Raw genomic sequence first — 23618 nt, forward strand, 5'->3', positions numbered from 1 at the left:
GGCAACCCGCCCGGTCGCGCGGCCATTCCCGGCTGCCGCGTGTCAGGGCCACATGGCAGGATCGGTGCTGTCCGCATACTGAACACCACCCGAGGGAGTGCCGCCCGTGCCCGGTGAGAATCTGTCCCGCGACGAGGCCCGGGAGCGGGCCGCCCTGCTCCGCGTCGACGGGTACGACGTGTCCCTCGACGTGCGCTCGGCCGCCGGCGCCGCGGAGGGCGAGGGTCCGCGCACCTTCCGGTCCGTGACCACGATCCGCTTCCGCTGCAACGAGCCGGGCGCGAGCAGCTTCGCCGACCTGATCGCACCGAGCGTGACCGCCGTGTCCCTCAACGGCCGCGACCTCGACCCGAGCGAGGTCTTCGACGGCACCCGGATCGTCCTGGAGGACCTGGCCGCCGACAACGAGCTGGTCGTCGACGCGCAGTGCGCGTACTCCCGCACCGGCGAGGGCCTGCACCGCTTCGTCGACCCCGAGGACGGCGAGGTGTACCTGTACACCCAGTACGAGCCGGCCGACTCCCGCCGGGTCTTCGCGAACTTCGAGCAGCCGGACCTGAAGGCTCCCTTCCGCTTCGAGGTGCGGGCGCCCGAGGAGTGGACGGTGTGGAGCAACGGCACCGGGGAACGCGCCGACGGCGTCTGGCGGTTCGCGGAGACGAAGCCGATCTCGACGTACATCACCTGTGTCGTGGCGGGCCCGTACCACTACGTCACGGACTCCTACGAGCGGACCCTGGAGGACGGCACGCGGCTGGAGATCCCGCTCGGCGCCCTGTGCCGCAAGGGGCTGGCCCCCCACTTCGACGCCGACGACGTCTTCCTGGTCACCAAGCAGGGCCTGGACTTCTTCCACGACCACTTCGACTACCCGTACCCCTTCGGCAAGTACGACCAGGCGTTCGTGCCCGAGTACAACCTCGGCGCGATGGAGAACCCGGGGCTGGTGACCTTCCGGGAGGAGTTCATCTTCCGGGGCAAGGTCACCCAGGCGTCCTACGAGGGCCGCGCCAACGTGATCCTCCACGAGATGGCGCACATGTGGTTCGGCGACCTGGTCACCATGGAGTGGTGGGACGACCTGTGGCTCAAGGAGTCCTTCGCCGACTTCATGGGCGCCTTCTCGCTGGTGGGCGCGACCCGCTTCACCGACGGCTGGATCACCTTCGCCAACCGCCGCAAGGCCTGGGCCTACCGCGCCGACCAGCTGCCCTCCACGCACCCGGTCACCGCCGACATCCGCGACCTCCAGGACGCCAAGCTCAACTTCGACGGCATCACGTACGCGAAGGGCGCCTCCGTACTGAAGCAGCTGGTGGCGTACGTCGGGCAGGACGCCTTCCTGGAGGGCGCCCGGCGCTACTTCAAGCGGCACGCGTACGGCAACACGCGCCTCGGCGACCTGCTGTCGGTGCTGGAGGAGACCAGCGGGCGGGACATGGCGGCCTGGGCGCGCTCCTGGCTGCAGACGGCGGGCGTCAACTCGCTGACCCCGCAGGTGCTGCTGAGCCCCGGGGGGCGGGTGGACGAGCTGGCGGTGGTCCAGGAGGCCGCCGAGTCCCACCCCGAGCTGCGTCCGCACCGCGTGGCGGTGGGCCTGTACCGGCGCACCGGCGAGGGCGCCCTGGAGCGCTACGCGCGCGCCGAGGTGGACGTCGACGGGCCCCGCACGGTGGTGGCGGAGCTGGCCGGGGCCGAGGCGCCCGAGCTGGTCCTGGTCAACGACGACGACCTGACGTACTGCAAGACCCGCTTCGACGAGACCTCGCTGGCGACGCTGCGCGAGCACCTGGGCGCGCTGACCGACCCGTTGGCCCGCGCCCTGTGCTGGTCGGCGCTGTGGAACATGACGCGGGACGCGCTGCTGCCGGCGCGGGACTTCGTGGGGCTGGTGCTGCGCTTCGCGGGGCGCGAGTCGGACATCGGGGTCCTGCAGATGCTGCACGCCTGGGCGAACTCGGCGCTCGTGCACTACGCGGCCCCCGAGTGGCGGGAGACCGGCGGGCGGCTGCTCGGCGAGGGCGCGCTGCGGGAGCTGCGGGACGCCGCGCCGGGTGGCGAGCAGCAGCTGGCGTGGGCGCGGTTCTTCGCCGCGGTGGCCGGTGACGAGGCCGGCCTGCGGCTGCTGCGCGGGCTGCTGGACGGGACCGAGAAGGTCGACGGCCTGGACGTGGACCAGGAGCTGCGCTGGGCGTTCCTGCAGCCGCTCGCCGCGCACGGCCACGCCGACGAGGGCGTGCTCGCCGCCGAGCTGGCCCGGGACGACACCGCCTCCGGCAAGCGGCACCAGGTGCGCTGCCTGGCGGCCCGTCCGTCGGCGGCGGTGAAGGCACAGGCCTGGGCGCAGGTCGTGGAGTCGGACGCGCTGTCGAACGCGCTGGTGGAGGCGACCATCGCGGGCTTCGCGCAGTCCTCGCAGCGGGAACTGGTCGCGCCGTACGCCGAGAAGTACTTCGCGGCGATCGAGCGGGTCTGGGCCGAGCGGTCCATCCAGATCGGGATGGACGTGGTGCGGGGCCTGTTCCCGTCCCTGCGGGACTCCCAGGACACCCTCGACGCGACGGACGCCTGGCTGTCCGCGCACGAGGACGCCGCGCCCGCGCTGCGCCGGCTGGTGCTGGAGGCGCGGGACGACCTGGCGCGGGCTCTGCGGGGCCAGGCGTGCGACGCGGCGGCGGGCCGCTGAGCGCCTGACCCGGGGCCGGCGGTCCGGGGCCGCCCCTTCGGGGCCGATCTTTGGCCAATGATTGGGCTCTCCGTCATCGTTACGGAATTCGATCGACAGCAGCCGTAACCCCTGGGCCGCACGGCGACGGACCAGGGGTTTTCGGCATCCGAACACCCGTCCTTTAGGGCGGGCTTGTCCGGATTGCGCGATGGCCTTGTAACAGCGGTTAAGGGACGGACCGGGTGCGGGAAGGCCCCGGTCATGACGCACAACACCCCGCTCTCCCCCCGCCCGCTCCACCACCTCGCCGACGGCCGGCGCCGCCTGATGACGGCCGCTCAGTTGCGCGCGCACGGTGTCTCCGCCGCCGAGACCGACGAGCAGTGCCGTCCCGGCGGTCCGTGGCAGCGGCTCCTGCCCAACGTCGTCCTGCTCCACCCGGGCCCGCCGACCAGCGAGGAGCGCCTGCACGCGGTGCTGATGTACGCGGCCCGGGAGCGGACCGCCGCGGACGGCGGCGCCCCCGCCGGCGCCCCCGCCGGCGTCCCCGCCTCCGTGCCGGTGCAGCCGGGCGGGGACAAGCGGCCCGTCCTCGCCTACGCGGAGGCGATGATCACGGGCCTGGCCGGGCTGACGCTGCACGGTTTCCGCGCCGCTCCCCCGCTGCCGTCCCTGGACGCCATCGACGTCCTGGTGCCGAGGCTGCGCCGGCTGCGCACGACGGGCTGCGCACGCATCGTCCGGACGACGGCGCTGCCCACCGCCGTACAGGTCACCGGAGTGCCGGTGGCACCGGTGGCGCGGGCACTGGCCGACGCGGTGGCGGGACTGTCGGACGCGGGCGTCGTCCGCCGGCTGATGACCGAGGCGGTGCGCGGCGGGCACTGCGAACCGGCGGCGGTGGTACGGGAGCTGAACCGGGCCCGGCTGCTCAGCCGCCCGCACGTGGTGGACGCCGTCGACTCGCTGGTCGCCGAGGGGCGGGCCCTCGCGGAGCAGCGCCTGTACCGGATGGTGCGCGAGCACGGTCTGCCGGAACCGGCCTGGAACGTCGACCTGCGTCTGCCCGGCGGTCCCCACCTCGGCGGGGTGGACGCCTACTGGCCCGAGCACTCGGTGGCGCTGGAGCTGGACACCCGCGCCCACCGGCAGCAGGACGACGACGCGCTGTGGGCCGAACACGCCCGCAAGCGCGAGCACCTGGAACGGCTGGGCGTCACGGTGGTGCACCTGACGCCGCGCAAGCTGCGGGACTGCCCGGAGCACCAGGCGACCGTCGTGCGTACCGCGTTGATGGCGGCCGCGGACAGGGAACCCGCCGCGTACGTCGTGGTGCTGCCCCGGTAGTGACGGACCGGGGCGGTCACCAGGAGGGGAGAGGAGGGGCCGCCGGTATCCCGGTGGCCCCTCCTCGTGAACGGGGCCGGTGGGAGCGGGACCTGACGGCCCGCGGGAATGTCACGGCCCACCCCTTACGTCCCCGGTGGCGTATGGCGGAAGTACGCCATGACTTCGCCCCGTCCCGGACAACTCTCCCCAAACAGTGATCCCTTGCGTAAAGCTGAGCGGTCGTCCGGGATCGTATTCCGGACTGCCCGCGGCCAGCACCGATCGGCCCCGGTCGTCCACGCACGTTCCTTTACCTACAAGGGATGCCGATGACCCACACCCCCCAGCGCGAACCGATACCGGGCGCGAGACGCGCGGCCCGCCTGACCGTGGCCACGGGCCTCGTCGCCGCGCTCTGTGCCGTCGGACCGGTACCCGTGGCCCTCGCCGCCGACGGTCCCGGCACCGCCCCGCCGGCCGACGCCTCCGTCAAGAGCGCCCACGACAAGCTCGGTTCCGCCGACGCCGACCTGCTCGCCGAGGCGAAGGCCGCCGGTACGAAGCACGTCACGATGATGGTGGCCACCGCGCCGGGCCGGACCGAGCAGGTGGCGGAGGAACTCGACGCGGTCGGCGGCGGGTCCGTCGGACGCACGTACGACGAGCTGGGCTACGTCCGCGCCACCGTGCCCACCGCGAAGGCCGACTCGGCCATCGCCGCCGCCGCGAAGCTCTCCTCCGTGCAGGGCATCGACCTGCGCGACGAGATCCCGCTGGACGACCCGACACCGAGCGCGGACACCGCGAAGGGCGCCTCGCACCAGGGCCGCTCCTACCCCGCGCCGGACCGCCGGACCCCCGCCGAGAACCCGTACAACCCGTCCTTCGAGACGGGCGCCGTCGACTTCGTGAAGAAGTACCCGAAGGCGGACGGCCGCGGGGTCACCATCGGCGTCCTCGACTCGGGCGTCGACCTCGCCCACCCGGCGCTCCAGAAGACCACCACCGGCGAGCGCAAGATCGTCGACTGGGTCACCGCGACCGACCCGGTCGTCGACGGCGACCGGACCTGGCGCCCGATGGACACCGCCGTCTCGGGACCGGTCTTCACCTACGGCGGCAAAACCTGGACGGCCCCGGCCGGCTCTTACCGGGTCAGCACCTTCCTGGAGTCGTACACCACCGGCGGTGACGCCGCGGGCGACGCCAACCGGGACGGCGACACCACCGACTCCTGGGGCGTCCTCTACGACAAGGCGGCCGGCACCGTCCGCGTCGACCTGAACAACAACGGCGACTTCGCCGACGACACCCCCATGAAGCCGTACAAGGACGGTTTCCAGGTCGGGTACTTCGGCACCGACGACCCGAAGACGGACGTGGCCGAGCGCCAGCCCTTCGTCGTCGAGATCCGCGAGGACGTCGTCCGCAACGCGGCCGGCGACAAGGCCGACTTCGTCAACATCGGCGTCATCGAGGGCTCGCACGGCTCGCACGTGGCCGGCCTCACCGCCGCCAACGGCCTGTTCGGCGGCCGGATGGACGGTGCGGCCCCGGGCGCGAAGGTCGTGTCCTCGCGCGCCTGCACCTGGAGCGGCGGCTGCACCAACGTCGCGCTCACCGAGGGCATGATCGACCTCGTGGTCAACCGGGGCGTCGACATCGTCAACATGTCGATCGGCGGTCTGCCCGCGCTCAACGACGGCAACAACGCGCGCGCCACGCTGTACACGCGCCTCATCGACACCTACGGCGTCCAGCTGGTGATCTCCGCGGGCAACTCCGGCCCCGGCGCCAACACCATCGGCGACCCGTCCCTCGCCGACAAGGTGATCTCCGTCGGCGCCTCCGTCTCCCGTGAGACCTGGGCCGCCAACTACGGCTCCGCGGTGAGCAAGAAGTACGCGATGATGCCGTTCTCCTCGCGCGGCCCGCGTGAGGACGGCGGCTTCACGCCGACGCTCACCGCGCCCGGCGCCGCGGTGAACACCATCCAGACCTGGATGCCCGGCGCGCCGGTCCCCGAGGCGGGCTACGACCTCCCGGCCGGCTACGGCATGCTCCAGGGCACCTCGATGGCGTCCCCGCAGGCCGCCGGCGCCTCCGCGCTGCTGCTGTCGGCCGCGAAGCAGGCGGGCGTCGACCTCACCCCGGCGAAGCTGCGCACGGCGCTGACCTCCACCGCCGACCGCATCGAGGGCGCGCAGGCCTACGAGCAGGGCGCGGGCCTGATCAACGTCCCCGACGCCTGGCGCGCGATCCGCGAGGGCGCGACCGCCCACGAGTACACGGTCGAGGCGCCGGTCGACACCGCGATCGACCAGTTCCTGAAGACCCCCGGCCGCGGCACCGGCCTCTACGACCGTGAGGGCGGCCTGAAGGCCGGGGAGAAGAAGACGTACGAGATCACGCTCACCCGTACCTCCGGCGCCGACCGGGCGATCCGGCACGAGCTGCACTTCGAGAACAACGCCGGGCGCACCTTCCGGATCGTCGGCTCGGACGAGGTGAGGCTGCCGCTGAACGAGCCGGTGACCGTCCGGGTGGAGGCGCAGCCGCGCTCGCAGGGCATCAAGAGCGCGGTCCTCGAGGTCGACGACCCGCGCACCGAGGGCACCGACAAGCTGGTCCTGGCCACGGTCGTGGCCTCGGCCCCGCTCGCGTACGACTTCTCCGCCGGGGACTCCGTGCAGCGCAACAGCACCGAGTCGTACTTCGTGACCGTCCCCGAGGGCGCGAAGGCGCTCGAAGTGGCGATGAGCGGACTGGAGAGCGGCAGCCAGACCCGGTTCATCGCCCTCCACCCGTACGGCGTCCCGGTCGACAACACCTCCACGCCGTACTGCTACAACAACTACCTCGACGGCAACGGCTGCCGGCCCGACGTGCGCGCGTACGCCGACCCGCAGCCCGGCGTCTGGGAGATCGAGGTCGAGTCGCGGCGCACCTCACCGCTGCTGGACAACCCGTACGAGCTGGACGTCGCCGTCCTCGGCGCCGGCTTCGAGCCGGAGGTCGTGACCGTGCCCGAGGCGAAGGCCGGCACCCCGGCCGACGCCTCCTGGAAGGTGACGAACCGGTACGCCCCGATCGAGGGCAGGCTGACCGGCGGGCCGCTGGGCTCGGCCGAGACGACCCGTCCGACGATCCGGCAGGGTGAGAAGCGGACCTCCACGGTCCAGGTGCCCGAGGGTGCCGAGTCGCTGGACGTGGCCATCGGCGGCGTCTCCGACGCCGCCTCCGACCTGGACCTGACGGTCTACGACAAGGACGGCGCCGTCGTCGGCCAGTCCGCCGACGGCGACTCGGAGGAGTCGGTCTCCCTGCCGAAGCCGGCCGCCGGCGCCTACACCGTCGAGGTCATCGGCTACGCGGTGCCGTCGGGCACCACGGAGTACGACTACCGGGACGTGTACTTCGCCGCGTCCCTCGGCTCGGTCGCGGTGGACGGCTCGGCGCCGGTGAAGCTCGGTACGGGCGCCTCGGCGACGGTCACCGGCAGCGTCACGGCGCTGGCCGCGGCCCCCGAGGGCCGTGAGTTCTTCGGCCGGGTCCAGCTGGTGAACGCCCACGGCACCGCCGCGGGCCTCGGCAGCGTGCGGATCGGGAAGGTCGTGCCGTAGTCCGGTGCGGCACCGGGAAGGGCGGGCGCTCCGCGGGGCGCCCGCCCTTTCCGCGTCCCCGGGGCCGGCGGGCTCAGTCGCAGGTGAGGGTGCGGGACTCGGGCAGGGACGCGGTGATCCGGGCGCGTTCGACGGCGACGGCCTCCTCGCCGATGATCACGGCGTCCGGGGTGTCGCCGTACCGGGGGATGCCGATCAGCGCGTGGTCACCGGCCGCCAGCCGGGCGGTGGTGTCCTCCAGGACGAACGTCATCGGCCCGTCCGCCGGGCCCTCCGGCTTGTAGGAGCGGGTCACGTCGAGGGTGATCCCGTGGCTTCCGGCCGCCGGCAGCGGCTCGGCGCCGGTCACCGTGCCCTCGGCCACCACCCGGGCGCAGGCCAGGTAGCGCGGGCTGCCGAAGGCGACCCCCGCCTCGGCGGAACCCGCCCGCTTGTCGTCGGCGACGGCGCTGTCGCCCGCCGCGTCGGCCCCGCCGCCGCTGCCCTGCGCCACCAGCCACCCCAGTCCCGTGAGCACCGTGCCGGCGCAGGCCACCGCCAGGGCGCCGAGTGCGAGGGCGAAGGGGCGGCGCGGGGAGCGGCGGGCGGGCGGCGCCACCGGGGCGGTCTCGGGGGCGCGGGGCGGCTCGCCCAGCGACCGTCCGATGACGCCCAGCTGCTCCCGCAGCAGCGCCACGTCGGCCGCCGCCGACCGGTACGCGGCTTCGGCGTCCGCGTCCGCCCCGGGCGGCAGCGGCTCACCCGTGATCGCGGCCATCAGCGCGTCGTCCCCACCGGGGTGCCCGGCCGCCATCTCACACCACCTCGTCCTCGTGCAGGCGGGCCCGCAGCGCCCGTACCGCCGTGTGCAGCCTGCTCTTGACCGTGCCCTCGGGTATCCCCAGCTCCTCGGCGATGCCGCGCACCGGCAGATCGGCGTAGAAGCGCAGGACGACGACCTGACGCTGGGCGTCGGGCAGCTCGTCCAGGCCCTGGGCTACGGCGAGGGAGAGCACGCTGGTGTCCTCCCCGGAGGGGTGCTCCGTCTGGCGCAGGGCGGCGAGGCGTTCGCCCAGCCGGTCCTGGCGGCGCCTGGCCCGGTGCCAGTCCATGGCCAGGTTGGAGGCGACGACAGCCGCCCACGCGGACACGTCCCGCGGTGCCTGCCGTCCGCTCGCCGTGCGCTCCAGCAGCCGCAGGCGGACCTGCTGCACCCCGTCCGGCAGGTCCGCCTGCGGCACCCCGCCGAGCGCGAGCACCGCCCGCACCCGGCGTTCCTGGGCCGCGTCCAGGGGGTCGTCGAGCACGGCGTCCCCCTGGCCGCGGCGGGCCCTTCTGCGCAGCACAGCCACCCCTCCCCTCGCCGCGTTTCCCCTATGACGCGGCCGGGGCCCGAAACGTTCGCCCGTACGGGCCCCGTTTTCGTGCGAGGCGTATGTCACATCGTCGTGTGGGGCGGGAGGGGATGGGCAGGGACGGAACAGCACAGCTTGCGGCGCGGTGGCCGTCCGAGGGGAATTTCTGCAGCTCAGCGCGGGTTCCGCACGCAGGACGGCGTCCGCTGCCCGCGGCGCCGCGTCCCACGGTGCGGGCACCCCGCGCAAAGAAGTGGACAGGTGGGCCGGACAGAGCCCCATGATGGAAAAGTCTCGGCCGAGCACGACGCACGTGGAGACACGCGCACGAACGGAGAAGGAGTCACTGTGAGGGTCGGAATCGTCGGAGCCACCGGTCAGGTCGGCACGGTCATGCGCAGGATCCTCACGGAGCGCGACTTCCCGGTCACCGAGCTGCGCCTGTTCGCCTCGGCCCGCAGCGCCGGCAAGGAGCTGGACGGTGTGACGGTGGAGGACGCGGCCACCGCCGACTACTCCGGCCTGGACATCGTGCTGTTCTCCGCGGGCGGCGCCACCTCCAAGGCGCTGGCCGAGAAGGTCGCCGCCCAGGGCCCGGTCGTGATCGACAACAGCTCCGCCTGGCGCCGCGACCCCGAGGTCCCCCTGGTGGTCTCCGAGGTGAACCCGCACGCGATCGCCGACCGCCCCAAGGGCATCATCGCCAACCCGAACTGCACCACGATGGCCGCCATGCCGGTGCTGCGTCCGCTGCACGCCGAGGCGGGCCTCGAGGCGCTGGTCGTCGCCACCTACCAGGCCGTGTCCGGTTCTGGTCTGGCCGGCGTGGACGAGCTGTTCGAGCAGGTCCAGAAGGTCGGCGCGGACGCGCCCAAGCTCACCCACGACGGCTCGGCGGTGGAGTTCCCGAAGCCGGACAAGTACGTGGCGCCGATCGCGTACAACGTGCTGCCGCTGGCCGGCTCGATCGTCGACGACGGACTGCACGAGACCGACGAGGAGCAGAAGCTCCGCAACGAGTCCCGCAAGATCCTGGAGATCCCGGAGCTGAAGGTCTCCGGCACCTGCGTGCGCGTGCCCGTCTTCAGTGGTCACTCCCTGCAGATCAACGCCCGTTTCGCCCGCCCGATCAGCGTCGAGCGCGCCAAGGAGCTGCTGGCCGGTGCCCCCGGCGTCGCGCTCGCCGAGGTGCCGACCCCGCTGGAGGCGGCCGGCCAGGACCCCTCGTACGTGGGCCGCATCCGCCGGGACGAGACCGTCGACAACGGCCTGGCCCTGTTCGTCTCCAACGACAACCTGCGCAAGGGCGCGGCGCTGAACGCGGTGCAGATCGCGGAGCTGGTGGCGGCGGAGCTGAAGGGCTAGTCCCGCCCCACCTCGTAGAGGAAGCAGCCGTACTCGACGGCCCGGACGTGGACGAACGCCACGGCCGGGTCGTCGAACGCTTTTCGGAGGGCGGGCGCGAAGGCGTCGGGCGTCTCGACCAGCCGCCCGCCCAGGATGCGTCCGTCGGCCGAGTAGCGGCGCAGGACGCGGTGCGCTTCGGTGAAGGGGAGGCCGTCCGTCTCCGGCCCCGCGCACTCCTCGGCGTGGACGAAGACCGGCCCCTGCTCGTCGTAGGCGCCCGGGTCGGCGCCGGTCCGGGCGGCCCGGCGCCGCAGCGGGGCGTACGAGACGAGCGCGATCCTCTCCCCCCGGCGGCTGCGGCGCAGGCAGCAGCGCAGCGGGGCGCCGCCCTCCTCGTCGGTGAAGGCGGCGGGGGCGCGGCCCGCGTCGTCGGCGGTGCGCAGTTCCCTGAGGGCGGCCGGTGCGATGGGCCGTGCGGTGCGATGCTGCATGGCACCCAGGTTCGCGCGGGTCCGAGGCGCGCACCGGCGGGAAATGGACATCGCGTTCCGTACGGGCCACGTGGAAGGATGGCGCAACCCACACATAACGAGGAGATGACCGCGTGCCTGGCACAAACCTGACTCGCGAAGAGGCGCGGCAGCGGGCGAAGCTGCTGACCGTTGACTCGTACGAGATCGAGCTCGACCTCACCGGCGCGCAGAGTGGGGAGGGGACCTACCGGTCCGTGACCACGGTGCGCTTCGACGTCGCGGAGGGCGGCGGCGAGTCCTTCATCGACCTGGTCGCGCCGACGGTCCACGAGGTGACGCTCAACGGCGACGCCCTCGACGCCGCCGAGGTGTTCCAGGACTCCCGCATCGCTCTGCCGGGGCTGCTGCCGGGCCGCAACATCCTGCGCGTGGTCGCGGACTGCGCGTACACCAACACCGGCGAGGGCCTGCACCGCTTCGTGGACCCGGTCGACGACCAGGCCTACCTCTACACGCAGTTCGAGGTGCCGGACGCGCGCCGGGTCTTCGCCTCCTTCGAGCAGCCGGACCTCAAGGCGACCTTCCAGTTCACCGTGAAGGCCCCCGAGGGCTGGACGGTCATCTCCAACTCGCCGACCCCCGAGCCCCGGGACGACGTCTGGGTCTTCGAGCCGACCCCGCGCATCTCGTCGTACGTCACGGCGCTGATCGTCGGCCCCTACCACTCGGTGCACAGCGTGTACGAGAAGGACGGCCAGTCGGTGCCGCTCGGCATCTACTGCCGGCCCTCGCTCGCCGAGCACCTCGACGCGGACGCCATCTTCGAGGTGACCCGGCAGGGCTTCGAGTGGTTCCAGGAGAAGTTCGACTACCCGTACCCCTTCGCCAAGTACGACCAGCTCTTCGTGCCGGAGTTCAACGCGGGCGCGATGGAGAACGCGGGCGCGGTGACCATCCGCGACCAGTACGTGTTCCGTTCGAAGGTGACGGACGCCGCGTACGAGGTGCGGGCGGCGACGATCCTGCACGAGCTGGCGCACATGTGGTTCGGCGACCTGGTCACCATGGAGTGGTGGAACGACCTGTGGCTGAACGAGTCGTTCGCCACCTACGCCGAGGCCGCCTGCCAGGCCGACGCGCCCGGCTCGAAGTGGCCGCACTCGTGGACGACGTTCGCCAACCAGATGAAGACCTGGGCGTACCGGCAGGACCAGCTGCCGTCCACGCACCCGATCATGGCGGACATCAGCGACCTGGACGACGTGCTCGTCAACTTCGACGGCATCACGTACGCCAAGGGCGCCTCGGTGCTCAAGCAGCTCGTGGCCTACGTCGGTGAGGACGCGTTCTTCCGGGGCGTGCAGGCGTACTTCAAGCGGCACGCGTTCGGCAACACCCGCCTGTCCGACCTGCTGGGCGCGCTGGAGGAGACCTCCGGCCGCGACCTGAAGACCTGGTCGAAGGCGTGGCTGGAGACGGCCGGCATCAACGTGCTGCGCCCGGAGATCGAGACGGACGCCGAGGGGGTCGTCACCTCCTTCGCGATCCGCCAGGAGGCCCCGGCGCTGCCGGCCGGCGCGAAGGGCGAGCCGACGCTGCGCCCGCACCGCATCGCGATCGGCGCCTACGACCTCGACGGGAACGGCAAGCTGGTGCGCGGCGACCGCGTCGAGCTGGACGTGGACGGCGAACTGACGGCCGTGCCGCAGCTGGTGGGCAAGCCCCGCCCAGCGGTGCTGCTGCTCAACGACGACGACCTGTCGTACGCCAAGGTCCGCCTGGACGAGCAGTCGCTGGCCGTCGTCACCGAGCACCTCGGTGACTTCACCGAGTCGCTGCCGCGCGCCCTGTGCTGGGCGTCGGCCTGGGACATGACCCGGGACGCGGAGCTGGCGACCCGGGACTACCTGTCGCTGGTCCTGTCGGGCATCGGCAAGGAGTCCGACATCGGCGTGGTGCAGTCGCTGCACCGCCAGGTGAAGCTGGCCATCGACCAGTACGCCGCCCCGACCGCCCGCGAGACGCTGCTCGCCCGCTGGACCGAGGCCACGCTGGCCCACCTGCGGGCCGCCGAGGCGGGCAGCGACCACCAGCTGGCGTGGGCGCGCGCGTTCGCGGCGACGGCCAGGACGCCGGAGCAGCTTGATCTGCTGGACGCGCTGCTGGACGGCACGACGACGATCGAGGGCCTGGCCGTCGACACCGAGCTGCGCTGGGCGTTCGTGCAGCGGCTCGCCGCCGTGGGCCGGTTCGGCGGGTCGGAGATCGCGGCCGAGTACGAGCGGGACCGGACCGCCGCCGGTGAGCGCCACGCGGCCACCGCGCGGGCCGCCCGTCCGACCGAGGCCGCCAAGGCGGAGGCCTGGGAGTCGGTCGTGGAGTCCGACAAGCTGCCGAACGCCGTGCAGGAGTCGGTCATCGCCGGCTTCGTCCAGACCGACCAGCGCGAGCTGCTGGCGCCGTACACGGAGCGGTACTTCGAGGCGCTGAAGGGCGTCTGGGAGTCCCGTTCGCACGAGATGGCGCAGCAGATCGCGGTCGGCCTGTACCCGGCGGTGCAGGTGTCGCAGGAGACCCTGGACCGCACGGACGCCTGGCTGGCCTCCGCCGAGCCGAACGCGGCCCTGCGCCGTCTGGTCTCGGAGTCCCGCTCGGGCGTCGAGCGCGCCCTGCGGGCCCAGGCGGCGGACGCCGCGGCGGCCGGCGAGTAGCCACCGCTCCCCCGAGGGGCGTCCGGTGCCCCACCGCACCGGGCGCCCCTTCCCCGTATCCGGCGTGTCGGCCGCCCGCGCGAGCGCGGTCCGGTCGGCGGGCCGCGGCCCACCGCCACCAGCGGGGTGGCCGGCAGTCCGCCGCACGACGTCCGCGCCGGCCACGGGCACGCGAGCGCCCGGACCGGTCGGCGGCGAGGCCCACCCCGCCCCGCAGCCGTTCCCGGGCCGCTCACCGCGCGACCCGGAGGGCGGCGCAGAGGGCCGCCCCGGCGCCGTGTCGGCCGCCTACCCGGGGGCCGAGGGGGCCCGCGGTCCGGCGGGGCGGGGGGCGGCGGCCGTTCGGAGCGCCTCCAGCACCCTGCCCACCGCCGTTCCCGTCTCCGCGCCCCTGCGCACGGCCGCCACGACGTGCCGGACCGGACGGTCGGCGCGCAGCTCGCGCATGACCACCCCGTCCCGCGGCACCGCGGCCGTCCGCGGCACCAGGGCGACGCCCATGCCCGCCCCGACCATCGCGAGGATCGCCGTCCAGCCGGCCGCCGTGTGCGCCTGCTCCGGCCGGAACCCGGCCGCCTCGCAGGCTCCGCGCGTGATGTCGGACCAGGGCCCGCTGCCGCCGAAGATCCACGGCTCGGTGGCGAGGTCGGCCAGCCGCAGCCCCGGCGCGCCGGCCAGCGGGTGGTCGCCGGGCAGGGCGACGTCCAGCGGGTCGGCGAGGAGCGGGACGCGGGTGAACCGCGGGTCGGCGGCGGTGGGCGCGTGGGCCGCCAGGGACAGGGCGAGGTCCACGTCCCGGGCGGCCAGCAGCTCGTACGCCTCCTGCGCCTCCGCCTCCCGCACCCGCACCGCGATGTCGGGGTGGGTCGCCCGCAACGCGGTCACGGCCGGCACGACCAGGGCGGGCACGGCGGTGGAGAAGGCGCCCACCCGCACCTCGCCGGCCTCTCCGCGGAGGTGGGCCGCGAGGTCCGCGTCGGCCTTCTCCAGCCGCTCGAACACGGCGTCGGCGTGCCGCAGCACCAGGTGGGCCGCGTCCGTGAGCCGGACCCGCCGGCCCTGGGCCCGCAGCAGCTCCACCCCCAGCTGCCTGGCGAGGTTCGTCAGCTGCTGGGAGACGGCGGACGGTGTCATGCGCAGCGCCTCGGCCGTCGCGGTCACCGTGCCCCGTTCCCGCAGCGTCCGCAGGATCTGCAGTTTGCGGATGTCCCAGTCGGCCATGGCGGCCAACCTATCCACGCGGGGCACCGGTCACCGGCGCGCCCCCGCGCCGGGGACGACTCCGCCGAGGATCAGGGCCATGCAGCCGGCCTGCGCCCAGCCGGTCGGCTCGGCGAGCAGCGCCCAGGACAGCAGGGCGACGCACACCGGCTGGAGGTAGTAGACGATCCCCGCGCGGGCCGGGCCGATCAGGGCGATCGCCTTGTTCCAGGCGAAGAAGGCGACCGCGGACGAGGCGACACCGACGTAGAGGAGGGGCAGGACGGTGTCCGGCGTCGGGCTGAATCCGCCCTGGACGGCGAGGCTGACGCCCTGGGCGGGCAGCAGCAGGACCGTGCCGCACAGGAACGTGGTGAAGAGGAACCCCGCACCGTCCAGACCGGCGGGCCTGCGGCGCAGCAGCGCGCTGTACGAGCCGAAGCAGCAGGCGGCGGCGATCATCCACAGGTCGCCGGCAGAGAAGGACGCCCCGCCTCCGACCAGCAGCAGCACGCCCGCGCAGGCGACGAGGAGCCCGGCCACGCGGCGGGCGCCGAGCGGTACGCCGCCCGCCCTCTCGAAGACCGCCATCAGCACCGGCGAGGCCGCCATGATCATGCCCATGTTGGCGGCGGGGGTGGTGACTCCGGCCTGGTTGACAAGGGTGTTGTAGACGGCCACGCCGAGCAGGGAGGCGAGGAGGACGAAGCCGAGGTGGCGCCGGATCAGCTCGCGCTGCCGCCAGGCCCGCCGGGCGCCGAAGGGGGCGACGACGGCGAGCGCCACCACCCAGCGCCAGAACGCGTGCTGGACGGGCGGGACGCTGTCGCCGAGGGCGCGGGAGGTGACGAAGCTGCCGGACCAGACGACGGTGGCGAGTACGGCGAGCCCGATCCCGAGGGCGACGGGGGCGGCGGGAGCGGAGACGTGGGTGGGGGCGGGCGTGAGGGGGGCGGTGGTGGTCCGGCGGTCGGCTACGGCCACGGAGGTCCTTTCGACGGGGCGGCGCGGGGGTGGGGGACCTACCGTCGCAGCGCCGAACCCGTCAGGTCCATCGAATCTTTTCGACCGTTCCGTGAAGGAGAACTGAAAGGTTCCCCCGGGGCGGCGGCCCTCGCGCCCGGTGCGAGCTGGCCCGCCAGGGTCGCCGCGAACGCCAGTGCCATGCCCGCCATCTGCACCGGCGTCAGCTCCTCACCGAGTGCCGCCCACCCGACGACGGCGGCGGTCAGCGGGGACAGCGGGCCGAGGAAGGTGACCTGGGTGGCGGTGAGCCGCCCGATGCCACGGAACCAGAGCCAGTACGCCACGGCCGTGTTGGCCAGCGCCAGGTAGAGGTAGCCGCCGACCGCCGCGCCGTCCAGCGCGGGCGGGGGGCCCTCGGCCAGGAGGGCGAGCGGGGCGATGAGCAGGCCGCCCGCGGTCAGCTGCCAGCCGGTCAGCGCGAGCGGGCCGACGCCCTCGGGACGGCCCCACCGCTGGGTCAGCACGATGCCGGCCGACATGGAGACGGTGGACGCGAGCGCCGCCAGCACGCCGAGCGTGTCCAGCGCGCCGGCCCCCTTCAGGACCACGAGGCTGACGCCGAACGCGGCGACGACGCCGGCGAGCACGGGCCGGCCGGCGGGCCGCTGCCCCAGCAGGAGCGCCGAGAGCCCGACGACGAACAGCGGGCCGACCGAGCCGACCGCGGCGGCCGTGCCGCCCGGCAGCCGGTACGCGGCGAGGAACAGCAGCGGGAGGAAGACCCCGATGTTCAGCGCGCCCAGCGCCGAGGCCCGCCACCACCAGACTCCGCGCGGCAGCACCCGGGCGAGGGCGAGCAGCAGGAGACCGGCGGGCAGGGCGCGCATCAGCGCGGTGAACAGCGGCCGGTCCGGCGGCAGGAACTCGGTGGTCACGGCGTAGGTGGTGCCCCAGGAGACGGGGGCGAGCGCGGTCAGGGTGATGAGAAAGGGACGGTTCGCGGGCATGGGGAGCCCCTCCAAGTCGGTCGGCGATAAGTAGCTTACTCCTAAGCTACTTATCGCGAAGCAACTTTCTTGCGGGCGATCTGCCGACCGTCGATACTCGGTCCATGAGTGAGCGCCCCCAGCAGCGGACCGAGCGGCCCCGGGACCCGGTCGACGCGATCATCGACCAGTGGGCGGAGGTCCGGCCGGATCTCGACACCGCGGCGATGGAGGTCTTCGGCCGGATCAACCGGCTCTCCCGCGCGATCAGCGACCGGATGGAGAAGGCCTACGCGCGCTTCGGCATCGCCCGCGGGGAGTTCGACGTCCTCGCGACCCTGCGCCGCTCCGGCGAGCCGTACGCGCTCTCGCCCCGGCAGCTCTCGGCGACCCTGATGCTCACCACCGGCGGCATGACGGGCCGCCTCGACAAGCTGGAACGGGCCGGGCTGCTGTACCGCTCCCCCGACCCGCACGACCGCCGGGCCCTGCGGGTCACCCTCACCGACGAGGGTCTGCGCCTGGTGGACGAGGCGGTCGGCGCGGGGCTCGCCGTCCAGACCGAGGCGCTGTCCGCGGCCCTCGACGCCGGACGGACCGGGCAACTGGCCGACCTGCTGCGCGATCTGCTGGCCGCCACGGAGCGGTAGCCCGCCCCACGCACGCCGAGGGCGCCGGCCCCGCGCACACGGCGTGCGAACGGTGGGGCCGGCGCCCTCGGTGAAGAAGGTGCGGTGGCGGTCAGGCCTTGGCGTCGGCCTTGGGCCGGGTCTTGATGTTGCGGGAGGTCACGCGGTGCTCCTCCTTGGACCTGTCCAGCACCATCACCAGTCCGGCGATGATCGCGAACAGCGCGATGGGGGCCAGGACGTAGAGACCCAGCGTCTCGACGACGCTCAGGCCGGTGCCGGGGTCGTCGCCGTCGTCGCGGGTCAGCGCGAGCGCGGGGGACGACATGAGCAGCATCATCAGCGTCGTACCGGCTGCCAGGGCGCCGGCGCGCAGGGCGTTCTTCTTGTCCACGGTGCAAAGTTAGCGAACGGCCGCCGGGGGCGCGCGCCCGGGGTGCCCGTACGGGGCCGCGGGGCGCGCCGCTCAGCCGCCCGCACGGTCCCGCACCACGTCGATCAGCGCGTGCAGCCGGGGGGAGGCGGCCAGATCCTCCAGGGTCACGGGGCGCCCCTCGGCGTCGGCGACCGGCAGCCGCCAGTTCGGGTACTGGTCCCAGGTGCCGGGCAGGTTCTGCGGGCGGCGGTCGCCGACGGCGTCCGGGAGCCAGATGCCGGCCATCCGGGCGGGGGTGCGCAGCAGGAAGCGGTGGACGGCCTGGATGCCGGCCTCCTCCGAGGGGCCCCCGGTGTCACCGCCGGTGCCGTGCAGCAGGCCGAGCCGGGCCAGGACGTCCAGCCACTCGGCCGTGTCCGCCGCCGCCTCGGCCCGCTCCTCCTCCAGCGGGCGGGTGAGGAGGCCGAGGCGGTCGCGGAGTTCGACGTGTTCGCCGGTGAGGCGGGCGGCGGTGGAGGGCAGGTCGTGGGTGGTGGCGGTGGCCAGGCAGTCGGCACGCCACCGCTCGGGCGGCAGGGGCCGGCCGTCGCCCGCCCAGTCCCGCTCGAACCAGAGCACCGAGGTCCCGAGCACCCCGCGCTCGCGCAGCGCCTCGCGCACACCGGGTTCCACGGTGCCCAGGTCCTCGCCGATGACCACGGCGCCGGCCCGGCCGGCCTCCAGGACGAGGACGGCGAGCATGGCCTCGGCGTCGTAGCGGACGTAGGTGCCCTCGGTGGGCGGGTGGCCCTCGGGGACCCACCAGAGCCGGAACAGGCCCATGACGTGGTCGATGCGCAGGGCGCCGGCGTAGCGGAACAGGCCCCGCAGCAGCCGCCGGAAGGGCGCGTAGCCGGATTCGGCCAGGCGGTCGGGGCGCCAGGGCGGCAGGCCCCAGTCCTGGCCGCGGGCGTTGAAGGCGTCGGGCGGTGCGCCCACCGACATGCCGGCGGCGAAGTACTCCTGCTGGGCCCAGGAGTCGGCGCCGCGCGGGTGCACGCCCACGGCGAGGTCGTGGACGATCCCGACCGGCATGCCGGCCTCGCGGGCCGCGTGCTGGGCGGCGGTGAGCTGGGTGTCGGTGAGCCAGGTGAGACGGGAGTGGAAGTCGACGCGGTCCCTCAGCTCGGTGCGGGCCCGGTCGGTGTCGGCCGAACGGGGGTCGCGCAGCCCCTCGGGCCACCGCTGCCAGTCGGAGCCGTGGACCTCGGCGAGCGCGCACCAGGTGGCGTGGTCCTCCAGGGCGGTGCCCTGTTCGGCGAGGTAGTCGCAGTAGGCGGCCCGGCGGCCGGGGCCGAGGGGGACCTCCAGGAGCAGCTCCGCGGCCTCGCGCTTGAGCTCCCAGACGGCGTCCCGGTCGATCAGGGCGCCTTTCTCCAGTACGGCCTCGCGCAGCCGTCCGGCCCGCTCCCGCAGGACGCCGAGGCGCTCGCGGTCGGTGACGTACGCGAACTCGGGCACGTCCTCGATCCGCAGGTGGACGGGGTCGGGGAAGCGGCGCGAGGAGGGCCGGTACGGGGACGGGTCGGTGGGGGCGCCGGGTACGGCCGCGTGCAGCGGGTTGACCTGGACGAACCCGGCGCCGAGGGCGCGCCCGGCCCAGGCGGCCAGTTCGGCGAGGTCGCCGAGGTCGCCCATGCCCCAGGAGCGGCGGGAGAGCAGGGAGTAGAGCTGGACGAGGAGGCCGTAGGAGCGCGCGGCGGGGACCGGCAGCCGGGCGGGCGCGACGATCAGGTGGGCGCCGGCGGTCCGGCCGTCGGGCGCGGTGGCGGTCAGCCGGTGGACGCCGGGCGGCAGCCGATCGGCGTCGGCGCGGGTCTCGCCCGCCTCGGTCTCGACGCGCAGCCGGGTGCCCGCGGGCAGCGCGGCCAGGGCGGCCGGGGTGCCGCCGTCGCTCCAGGCGACCACGGTGGGCGGCAGCAGGCGCTCGCGCAGCTCGGCGTCACGGGCGGCGAGCGCGGCCCGTACGGCCCCCGGGGTGCTCGCGTCCACACCGAGGGCGGCCAGCGCCAGGATGACGGCGGTGGCCGAGGCCGCGACGGTGCGGTCCGGGGACGGGCTGTAGGAGGTGGCGACGCCGTGCAGGGCGGCGAGCCGGGTCAGATCCTCGGGAAGGTCCTCGGCGGGGGGCTCGGCCGGCCGGGCTGCTGGCATCGATGACCTCTATGACCTCGTGGGTTCCGGGACGGCGAAGGAGGGGCCGCCCTGCTCCGGCACGTCCGCCGTGAGTTCGGGCGAGGACTCGCTGGTCAGGGGCACGGCGTCGGCGAACGGGGACTCGCTGGTCAGGGGCTCGGCGTCGGGCAGCGGCGGTTCGCTGGTGAGGGGGGTCTCGGCGCAGCTGCCGGTGGCGCCGAAGACGCAGTAGTGCGGGGTGTCGGAGGCGGCGGAGGGCTCCGCCCAGGGAGTGGACGGCTCCGCCACGGGTTTGGACGGGGCCGGGAGCAGAAGCGGTGCCAGTGCAACCACGGGGTTCTCCTTCGGTCGAGCGGTGTCGGGCCTCGGCGGGCTCTGCCGAGCACGCCTTCGGCGGGTTACGGCAGCCCTACCCAGTCCGCGCGAGGACAGACGCCTCCATACCGACAACGTGCTCCTGGTCACATCGCACCCCCAGGAAATCTTCTCGAATGTATGTAAAACACCCACCTAACCCATTCGGGGACCACCCAAACCGGTCGCGAGAGCGAGCGTCGTTGACACGTTCACCACACGGATGGTGGGCTCGCCCGTGACACACACGTGACCCGGACGTGACCCAGGCGGACGCGGACGCCGGGCGACGACCGGGAGGGGCCCGTACCCGTGCAGCCTCGGCACAGGATGAGGGCGGCCGCCCTCGCGATCACCGTCCTGGCCGGAACTCCGGTCACCACGGGCGCCCTGGGGCCCGCTGCCGCCGCCCTCGCCGCTCCGGCGCCGGGCGCGGACACGGTGTCCTCCGGCGGGGACGGGGGCGCCGGGGTCGCGGTCTGGCCGCGCCCGCAGTCGCTGCGGTCGGACGGCGCCCGGGTCCCGGTCACCGACGTGGTCGCGCTGACCGCCGACGCCGAGGCGGACCCGTACGCCCTGGAAGCGCTGCGCGCGCTGCTGGGGCGGGCCGGAGCGCGCCGGATCGACACCCTCACGGCCGGGGAGCGGCCTCCCGCGGGGGCCCTCGTGGTGCGCGCGACGACGGAGGAGGCCCGGCCGGACTCCCGGCACGGGCTGCCCTCGGGCGGCTACCGCCTGTCCGTCGCCCGAGGCGCCGTCTCCCTCGCGGGCGTCGGTCCGGACGGCCTGTTCCACGCCGTGCAGACACTGCGCCAGCTGGCCCGGCCCGACGAGGGGACGCTGACGGCGGCCCAGGTGCGGGACTGGCCCGGCACCGCCGTGCGCGGTGTCGCGGAGGGCTTCTACGGCACCCCGTGGACGCACCGGGAGCGGCTGGCGCAGCTGGACTTCCTGGGCCGCACCAAGCAGAACCGCTACCTCTACGCCCCCGGCGACGACCCCTACCGCCAGGCCCGCTGGCGCGAGCCCTACCCGGACCGGCAGCGGGCGCGGTTCCGGGAGCTGGCGGAGCGGGCCCGCTCCCACCACGTCACGCTCGCCTGGGCGGTGTCGCCGGGCCAGGCCATGTGCTTCTCCTCGGACGCGGACGTACGGGCGCTCACGCGCAAGCTGGACGACATGCGGGAGTCGGGGTTCCGGGCCTTCCAGCTCCAGTTCCAGGACGTCAGCTACAGCGAGTGGAACTGCGGGGCGGACGCGGAGCGGTTCGGGTCGGGGCCCGGGGCGGCGGCGCGGGCGCAGGCCCACGTGGCGAACGCGGTGGCCCGGCACCTGGCCGGCCGCGGACCGGCCGGCGCCGCCGAGCTGACGGTGATGCCGACCGAGTACTACCAGGACGGGCCGACCGAGTACCGCAGGGCGCTGGCGGACGCCCTGGACGACGGCGTCCGGGTGGCGTGGACGGGCGTGGGCGTGGTGCCCCGGACCATCACGGGCCGCGAACTGGCGGAGGCGCGGGGGGTGTTCGGGCGCCCGCTGGTCACCGTGGACAACTACCCGGTCAACGACTACGCCCCGGACCGGCTCTTCCTCGGCCCGTACCAGGGCCGGGAACCGGCGGTCGCCACCGGCTCGGCGGCGCTGCTCGCCAACGCGATGGAACAGCCCCGGGCGTCCCGCATCCCCTTGTTCACCAGCGCTGACTACGCCTGGAACCCGCGCGCCTACCGGCCCGAGGAGTCCTGGCGGGCCGCGATCGACGACCTCGCGGGCGGGGACGGCCGCAGCGAGGAGGCGCTCGCGGCGCTCGCCGGCAACGACGCGTCCTCGGTCCTCGGCACGGAGGAGTCGGCGTATCTGCGCCCGCTGATCGAGGCGTTCTGGGACGAGCGCCCCACGGGCCCCGGCACGGCGGCGGCGCGACTGCGCGAGGAGTTCGGCGTCCTGCGCGAGCTGCCGGACCGGCTGCCCGGCGCCGGGCGCTCCCACGGCCTGGCCGCCGAGGTCGCCCCCTGGGCCGACCGGCTGGCTCGCTACGGCCGGGCGGGGACGGCCGCGCTCGACATGCTGCGGGCCCAGCACGCCGGCGATCCGGCGGCGGCCTGGACGGCGTACCGGGACCTGGCCGCCCAGCGGGAGCGGCTGGACCCGGCCCGGGTGACGGTGGGTGAGGGCGTGCTGGAGCCGTTCCTGCGGCGGGCGCGGAAGGCGTACGAGGCGTGGGCGGGCCTGGACCGCGGGCCGGCCGGGGCCGCGCACGGCGACCCTGCGGTGCGCTTCGCGCACGCCCGCCCCCTGGAGACGGTGACCGTGCTGGCGGAGCCCGGCACGCGCGGGGAGGTGGAGATCCGCGACCCCGGCGGGGACTGGCGGCGGGTCGGCGCGCTGGACGCGAGCGGCGCCACGGAGCTCGCCGTGCGCCGGGACGCCGGGGCCGTCCGCGTCACCGGCCCGGACACCTCCGGCGTGCGGCATCTGGTGCCGTGGTCCGGCGCCGGTGAGCGGGCGTCGCTGGAGCTGACCGACGACGCGGAACGGCCGTCCGAGGACCTCACCGACGACGGTGAGCAGGCCGGCCCGGACCACACCGACGACGGTGAGCAGGCCGGCCCGGACCACACCGACGACGGAGGACGGGCACCCGGGGAACACGCCGGCGCGGAGACGGACGCGGAGATCGGCGGTGCCCGGCGGCTGACGGCCCGGCTCGGCTCGCTGCGGCCGGCGGACGTCCGGGGCACGCTCACCGCGAAGGCACCCGAGGGCGTGGAGGTGCACGTGCCCGAGGGAGCGCTGACCGTGCCGCGCGGCCAGGAGGTGGACGTTCCGATCGAGGTGAGGGTGGCGCCGGACACGCCGGCCCGGTCGTACGACGTGCGGCTCGCGTTCGGCGGCACCACCCGCACCCTCACCGTCCACGCCTTCCCCCGCACCGGCGGCCCCGACCTGGCCCGCGGTGGTGCGGCACGCTCCTCGGCCGACGAGACGCCCGACTTCCCGGCGTCCGCGGCGAACGACGGTGACCGGCGGACGCGGTGGTCGTCCCCGGCCGAGGACGACGCGTGGTGGCAGGTGGAGCTGGCGCGGCCGGCGCGGCTCGGGCAGGTGGTGCTGCGCTGGCAGGACGCGTACGCCTCGGCGTACCGGATCGAGGTGTCGGCGGACGGCCGCCACTGGCGCACGGCGGCGTCGGTGCGGGACGGGCGGGGCGGCCGGCGGGCCCTGCGCATGGACGAGGAGGACGTGCGGTTCGTGCGCGTGCGGGGCGAGGAGCGGGCCACCCGGTTCGGGTACTCGCTGTGGTCGGTGGAGGCGTACGCGGTCGAGGAGTGAACGGGGGGCTCCGGCCGTCGCCGGGCCCCCTCCGGCCGTCACCGGCCCCGAAAAAAAGATCCGCGAAAAAAAGATCCGCCGACTATTCACTCAGTACATGTACTCGGTGAATAC

General features: G+C 74.4%; 16 protein-coding genes. 7 read left to right on the forward strand and 9 right to left on the reverse strand.

Annotation, left to right across the window (positions count from 1 at the left end; translation table 11 throughout):
* Nucleotides 1-106 precede the first annotated feature (106 nt).
* From pepN (SAM23877_RS12625) to SAM23877_RS12635, 3 genes are all read left to right on the forward strand, one after another.
* Complete coding sequence (pepN, locus tag SAM23877_RS12625) at nucleotides 107-2686, forward strand: aminopeptidase N (RefSeq protein ID WP_053130873.1); 2580 nt, start codon at nucleotides 107-109, stop codon at nucleotides 2684-2686.
* 243 nt (nucleotides 2687-2929) lie between these two features.
* Nucleotides 2930-4015 carry a hypothetical protein gene (locus SAM23877_RS12630; RefSeq protein WP_053130876.1) on the forward strand — a complete coding sequence of 362 codons (1086 nt, stop codon included), beginning with the start codon at nucleotides 2930-2932 and terminating at the stop codon, nucleotides 4013-4015.
* A gap of 311 nt (nucleotides 4016-4326) precedes the next feature.
* Nucleotides 4327-7620, forward strand: coding sequence for a S8 family serine peptidase (locus SAM23877_RS12635; protein ID WP_053130879.1), 3294 nt, complete (start codon nucleotides 4327-4329; stop codon nucleotides 7618-7620).
* Between the two features lie 73 nt (nucleotides 7621-7693).
* Here the strand turns inward: SAM23877_RS12635 and SAM23877_RS12640 are convergent, their stop codons facing one another.
* Both SAM23877_RS12640 and SAM23877_RS12645 read right to left on the reverse strand, forming a co-directional pair.
* Entirely contained in the window at nucleotides 7694-8413 is a 720-nt protein-coding gene (locus SAM23877_RS12640) for a hypothetical protein (RefSeq protein ID WP_053130882.1), read from the reverse strand.
* Between the two features lies 1 nt (nucleotide 8414).
* Nucleotides 8415-8951: an RNA polymerase sigma factor gene (locus tag SAM23877_RS12645; protein ID WP_107291862.1), complete on the reverse strand. Its 537-nt coding sequence runs from the start codon at nucleotides 8949-8951 to the stop codon at nucleotides 8415-8417.
* A 351-nt stretch (nucleotides 8952-9302) separates the two neighbouring features.
* Between SAM23877_RS12645 and SAM23877_RS12650 the strand changes: the two genes are divergently transcribed.
* Nucleotides 9303-10319 carry an aspartate-semialdehyde dehydrogenase gene (locus tag SAM23877_RS12650; RefSeq protein ID WP_053130887.1) on the forward strand — a complete coding sequence of 339 codons (1017 nt, stop codon included), beginning with the start codon at nucleotides 9303-9305 and terminating at the stop codon, nucleotides 10317-10319.
* Here the strand turns inward: SAM23877_RS12650 and SAM23877_RS12655 are convergent.
* Nucleotides 10316-10792, reverse strand: coding sequence for a DUF1203 domain-containing protein (locus SAM23877_RS12655; protein ID WP_053130891.1), 477 nt, complete (start codon nucleotides 10790-10792; stop codon nucleotides 10316-10318). The two genes, SAM23877_RS12650 and SAM23877_RS12655, sit on opposite strands and share 4 nt — an antisense overlap.
* Nucleotides 10793-10905: 113 nt before the next feature.
* On the opposite strand from SAM23877_RS12655, the gene pepN (SAM23877_RS12660) reads away from it, so the two are divergent.
* Complete coding sequence (gene pepN / locus SAM23877_RS12660; protein WP_053130894.1) at nucleotides 10906-13485, forward strand: aminopeptidase N; 2580 nt, start codon at nucleotides 10906-10908, stop codon at nucleotides 13483-13485.
* A gap of 288 nt (nucleotides 13486-13773) precedes the next feature.
* Here the strand turns inward: pepN (SAM23877_RS12660) and SAM23877_RS12665 are convergent, their stop codons facing one another.
* From SAM23877_RS12665 to SAM23877_RS12675, 3 genes are read right to left on the reverse strand one after another with little or no spacing between them, the layout of a single operon-like run.
* Nucleotides 13774-14706 (reverse strand): LysR family transcriptional regulator, encoded by a 933-nt coding sequence (locus SAM23877_RS12665; protein ID WP_053130897.1) that lies wholly within the window; start codon nucleotides 14704-14706, stop codon nucleotides 13774-13776.
* A gap of 30 nt (nucleotides 14707-14736) precedes the next feature.
* Nucleotides 14737-15669 carry a DMT family transporter gene (locus SAM23877_RS12670; RefSeq protein ID WP_053130908.1) on the reverse strand — a complete coding sequence of 311 codons (933 nt, stop codon included), beginning with the start codon at nucleotides 15667-15669 and terminating at the stop codon, nucleotides 14737-14739.
* A gap of 38 nt (nucleotides 15670-15707) precedes the next feature.
* Nucleotides 15708-16658, reverse strand: coding sequence for an EamA family transporter (locus SAM23877_RS12675; RefSeq protein WP_053130911.1), 951 nt, complete (start codon nucleotides 16656-16658; stop codon nucleotides 15708-15710).
* A 104-nt stretch (nucleotides 16659-16762) separates the two neighbouring features.
* On the opposite strand from SAM23877_RS12675, the gene SAM23877_RS12680 reads away from it, so the two are divergent.
* Complete coding sequence (locus SAM23877_RS12680; protein ID WP_053130914.1) at nucleotides 16763-17287, forward strand: MarR family winged helix-turn-helix transcriptional regulator; 525 nt, start codon at nucleotides 16763-16765, stop codon at nucleotides 17285-17287.
* Between the two features lie 91 nt (nucleotides 17288-17378).
* Here the strand turns inward: SAM23877_RS12680 and SAM23877_RS12685 are convergent, their stop codons facing one another.
* The 3 genes from SAM23877_RS12685 to SAM23877_RS12695 form a co-directional block, all read right to left on the reverse strand.
* Nucleotides 17379-17660, reverse strand: coding sequence for a hypothetical protein (locus SAM23877_RS12685; RefSeq protein ID WP_053130917.1), 282 nt, complete (start codon nucleotides 17658-17660; stop codon nucleotides 17379-17381).
* A 72-nt stretch (nucleotides 17661-17732) separates the two neighbouring features.
* A complete protein-coding gene (malQ, locus tag SAM23877_RS12690; protein WP_053130920.1) occupies nucleotides 17733-19835 on the reverse strand; it encodes a 4-alpha-glucanotransferase in 2103 nt (700 codons plus the stop codon).
* A gap of 9 nt (nucleotides 19836-19844) precedes the next feature.
* Nucleotides 19845-20150 (reverse strand): hypothetical protein, encoded by a 306-nt coding sequence (locus SAM23877_RS12695; RefSeq protein WP_053130923.1) that lies wholly within the window; start codon nucleotides 20148-20150, stop codon nucleotides 19845-19847.
* Between the two features lie 351 nt (nucleotides 20151-20501).
* On the opposite strand from SAM23877_RS12695, the gene SAM23877_RS12700 reads away from it, so the two are divergent.
* Nucleotides 20502-23504, forward strand: coding sequence for a glycoside hydrolase family 84 protein (locus tag SAM23877_RS12700; protein ID WP_053130926.1), 3003 nt, complete (start codon nucleotides 20502-20504; stop codon nucleotides 23502-23504).
* Nucleotides 23505-23618: the final 114 nt, after the last annotated feature.

The organism is Streptomyces ambofaciens ATCC 23877, assembly GCF_001267885.1.
Taxonomy (GTDB): Bacteria; Actinomycetota; Actinomycetes; order Streptomycetales; family Streptomycetaceae; genus Streptomyces; species Streptomyces ambofaciens.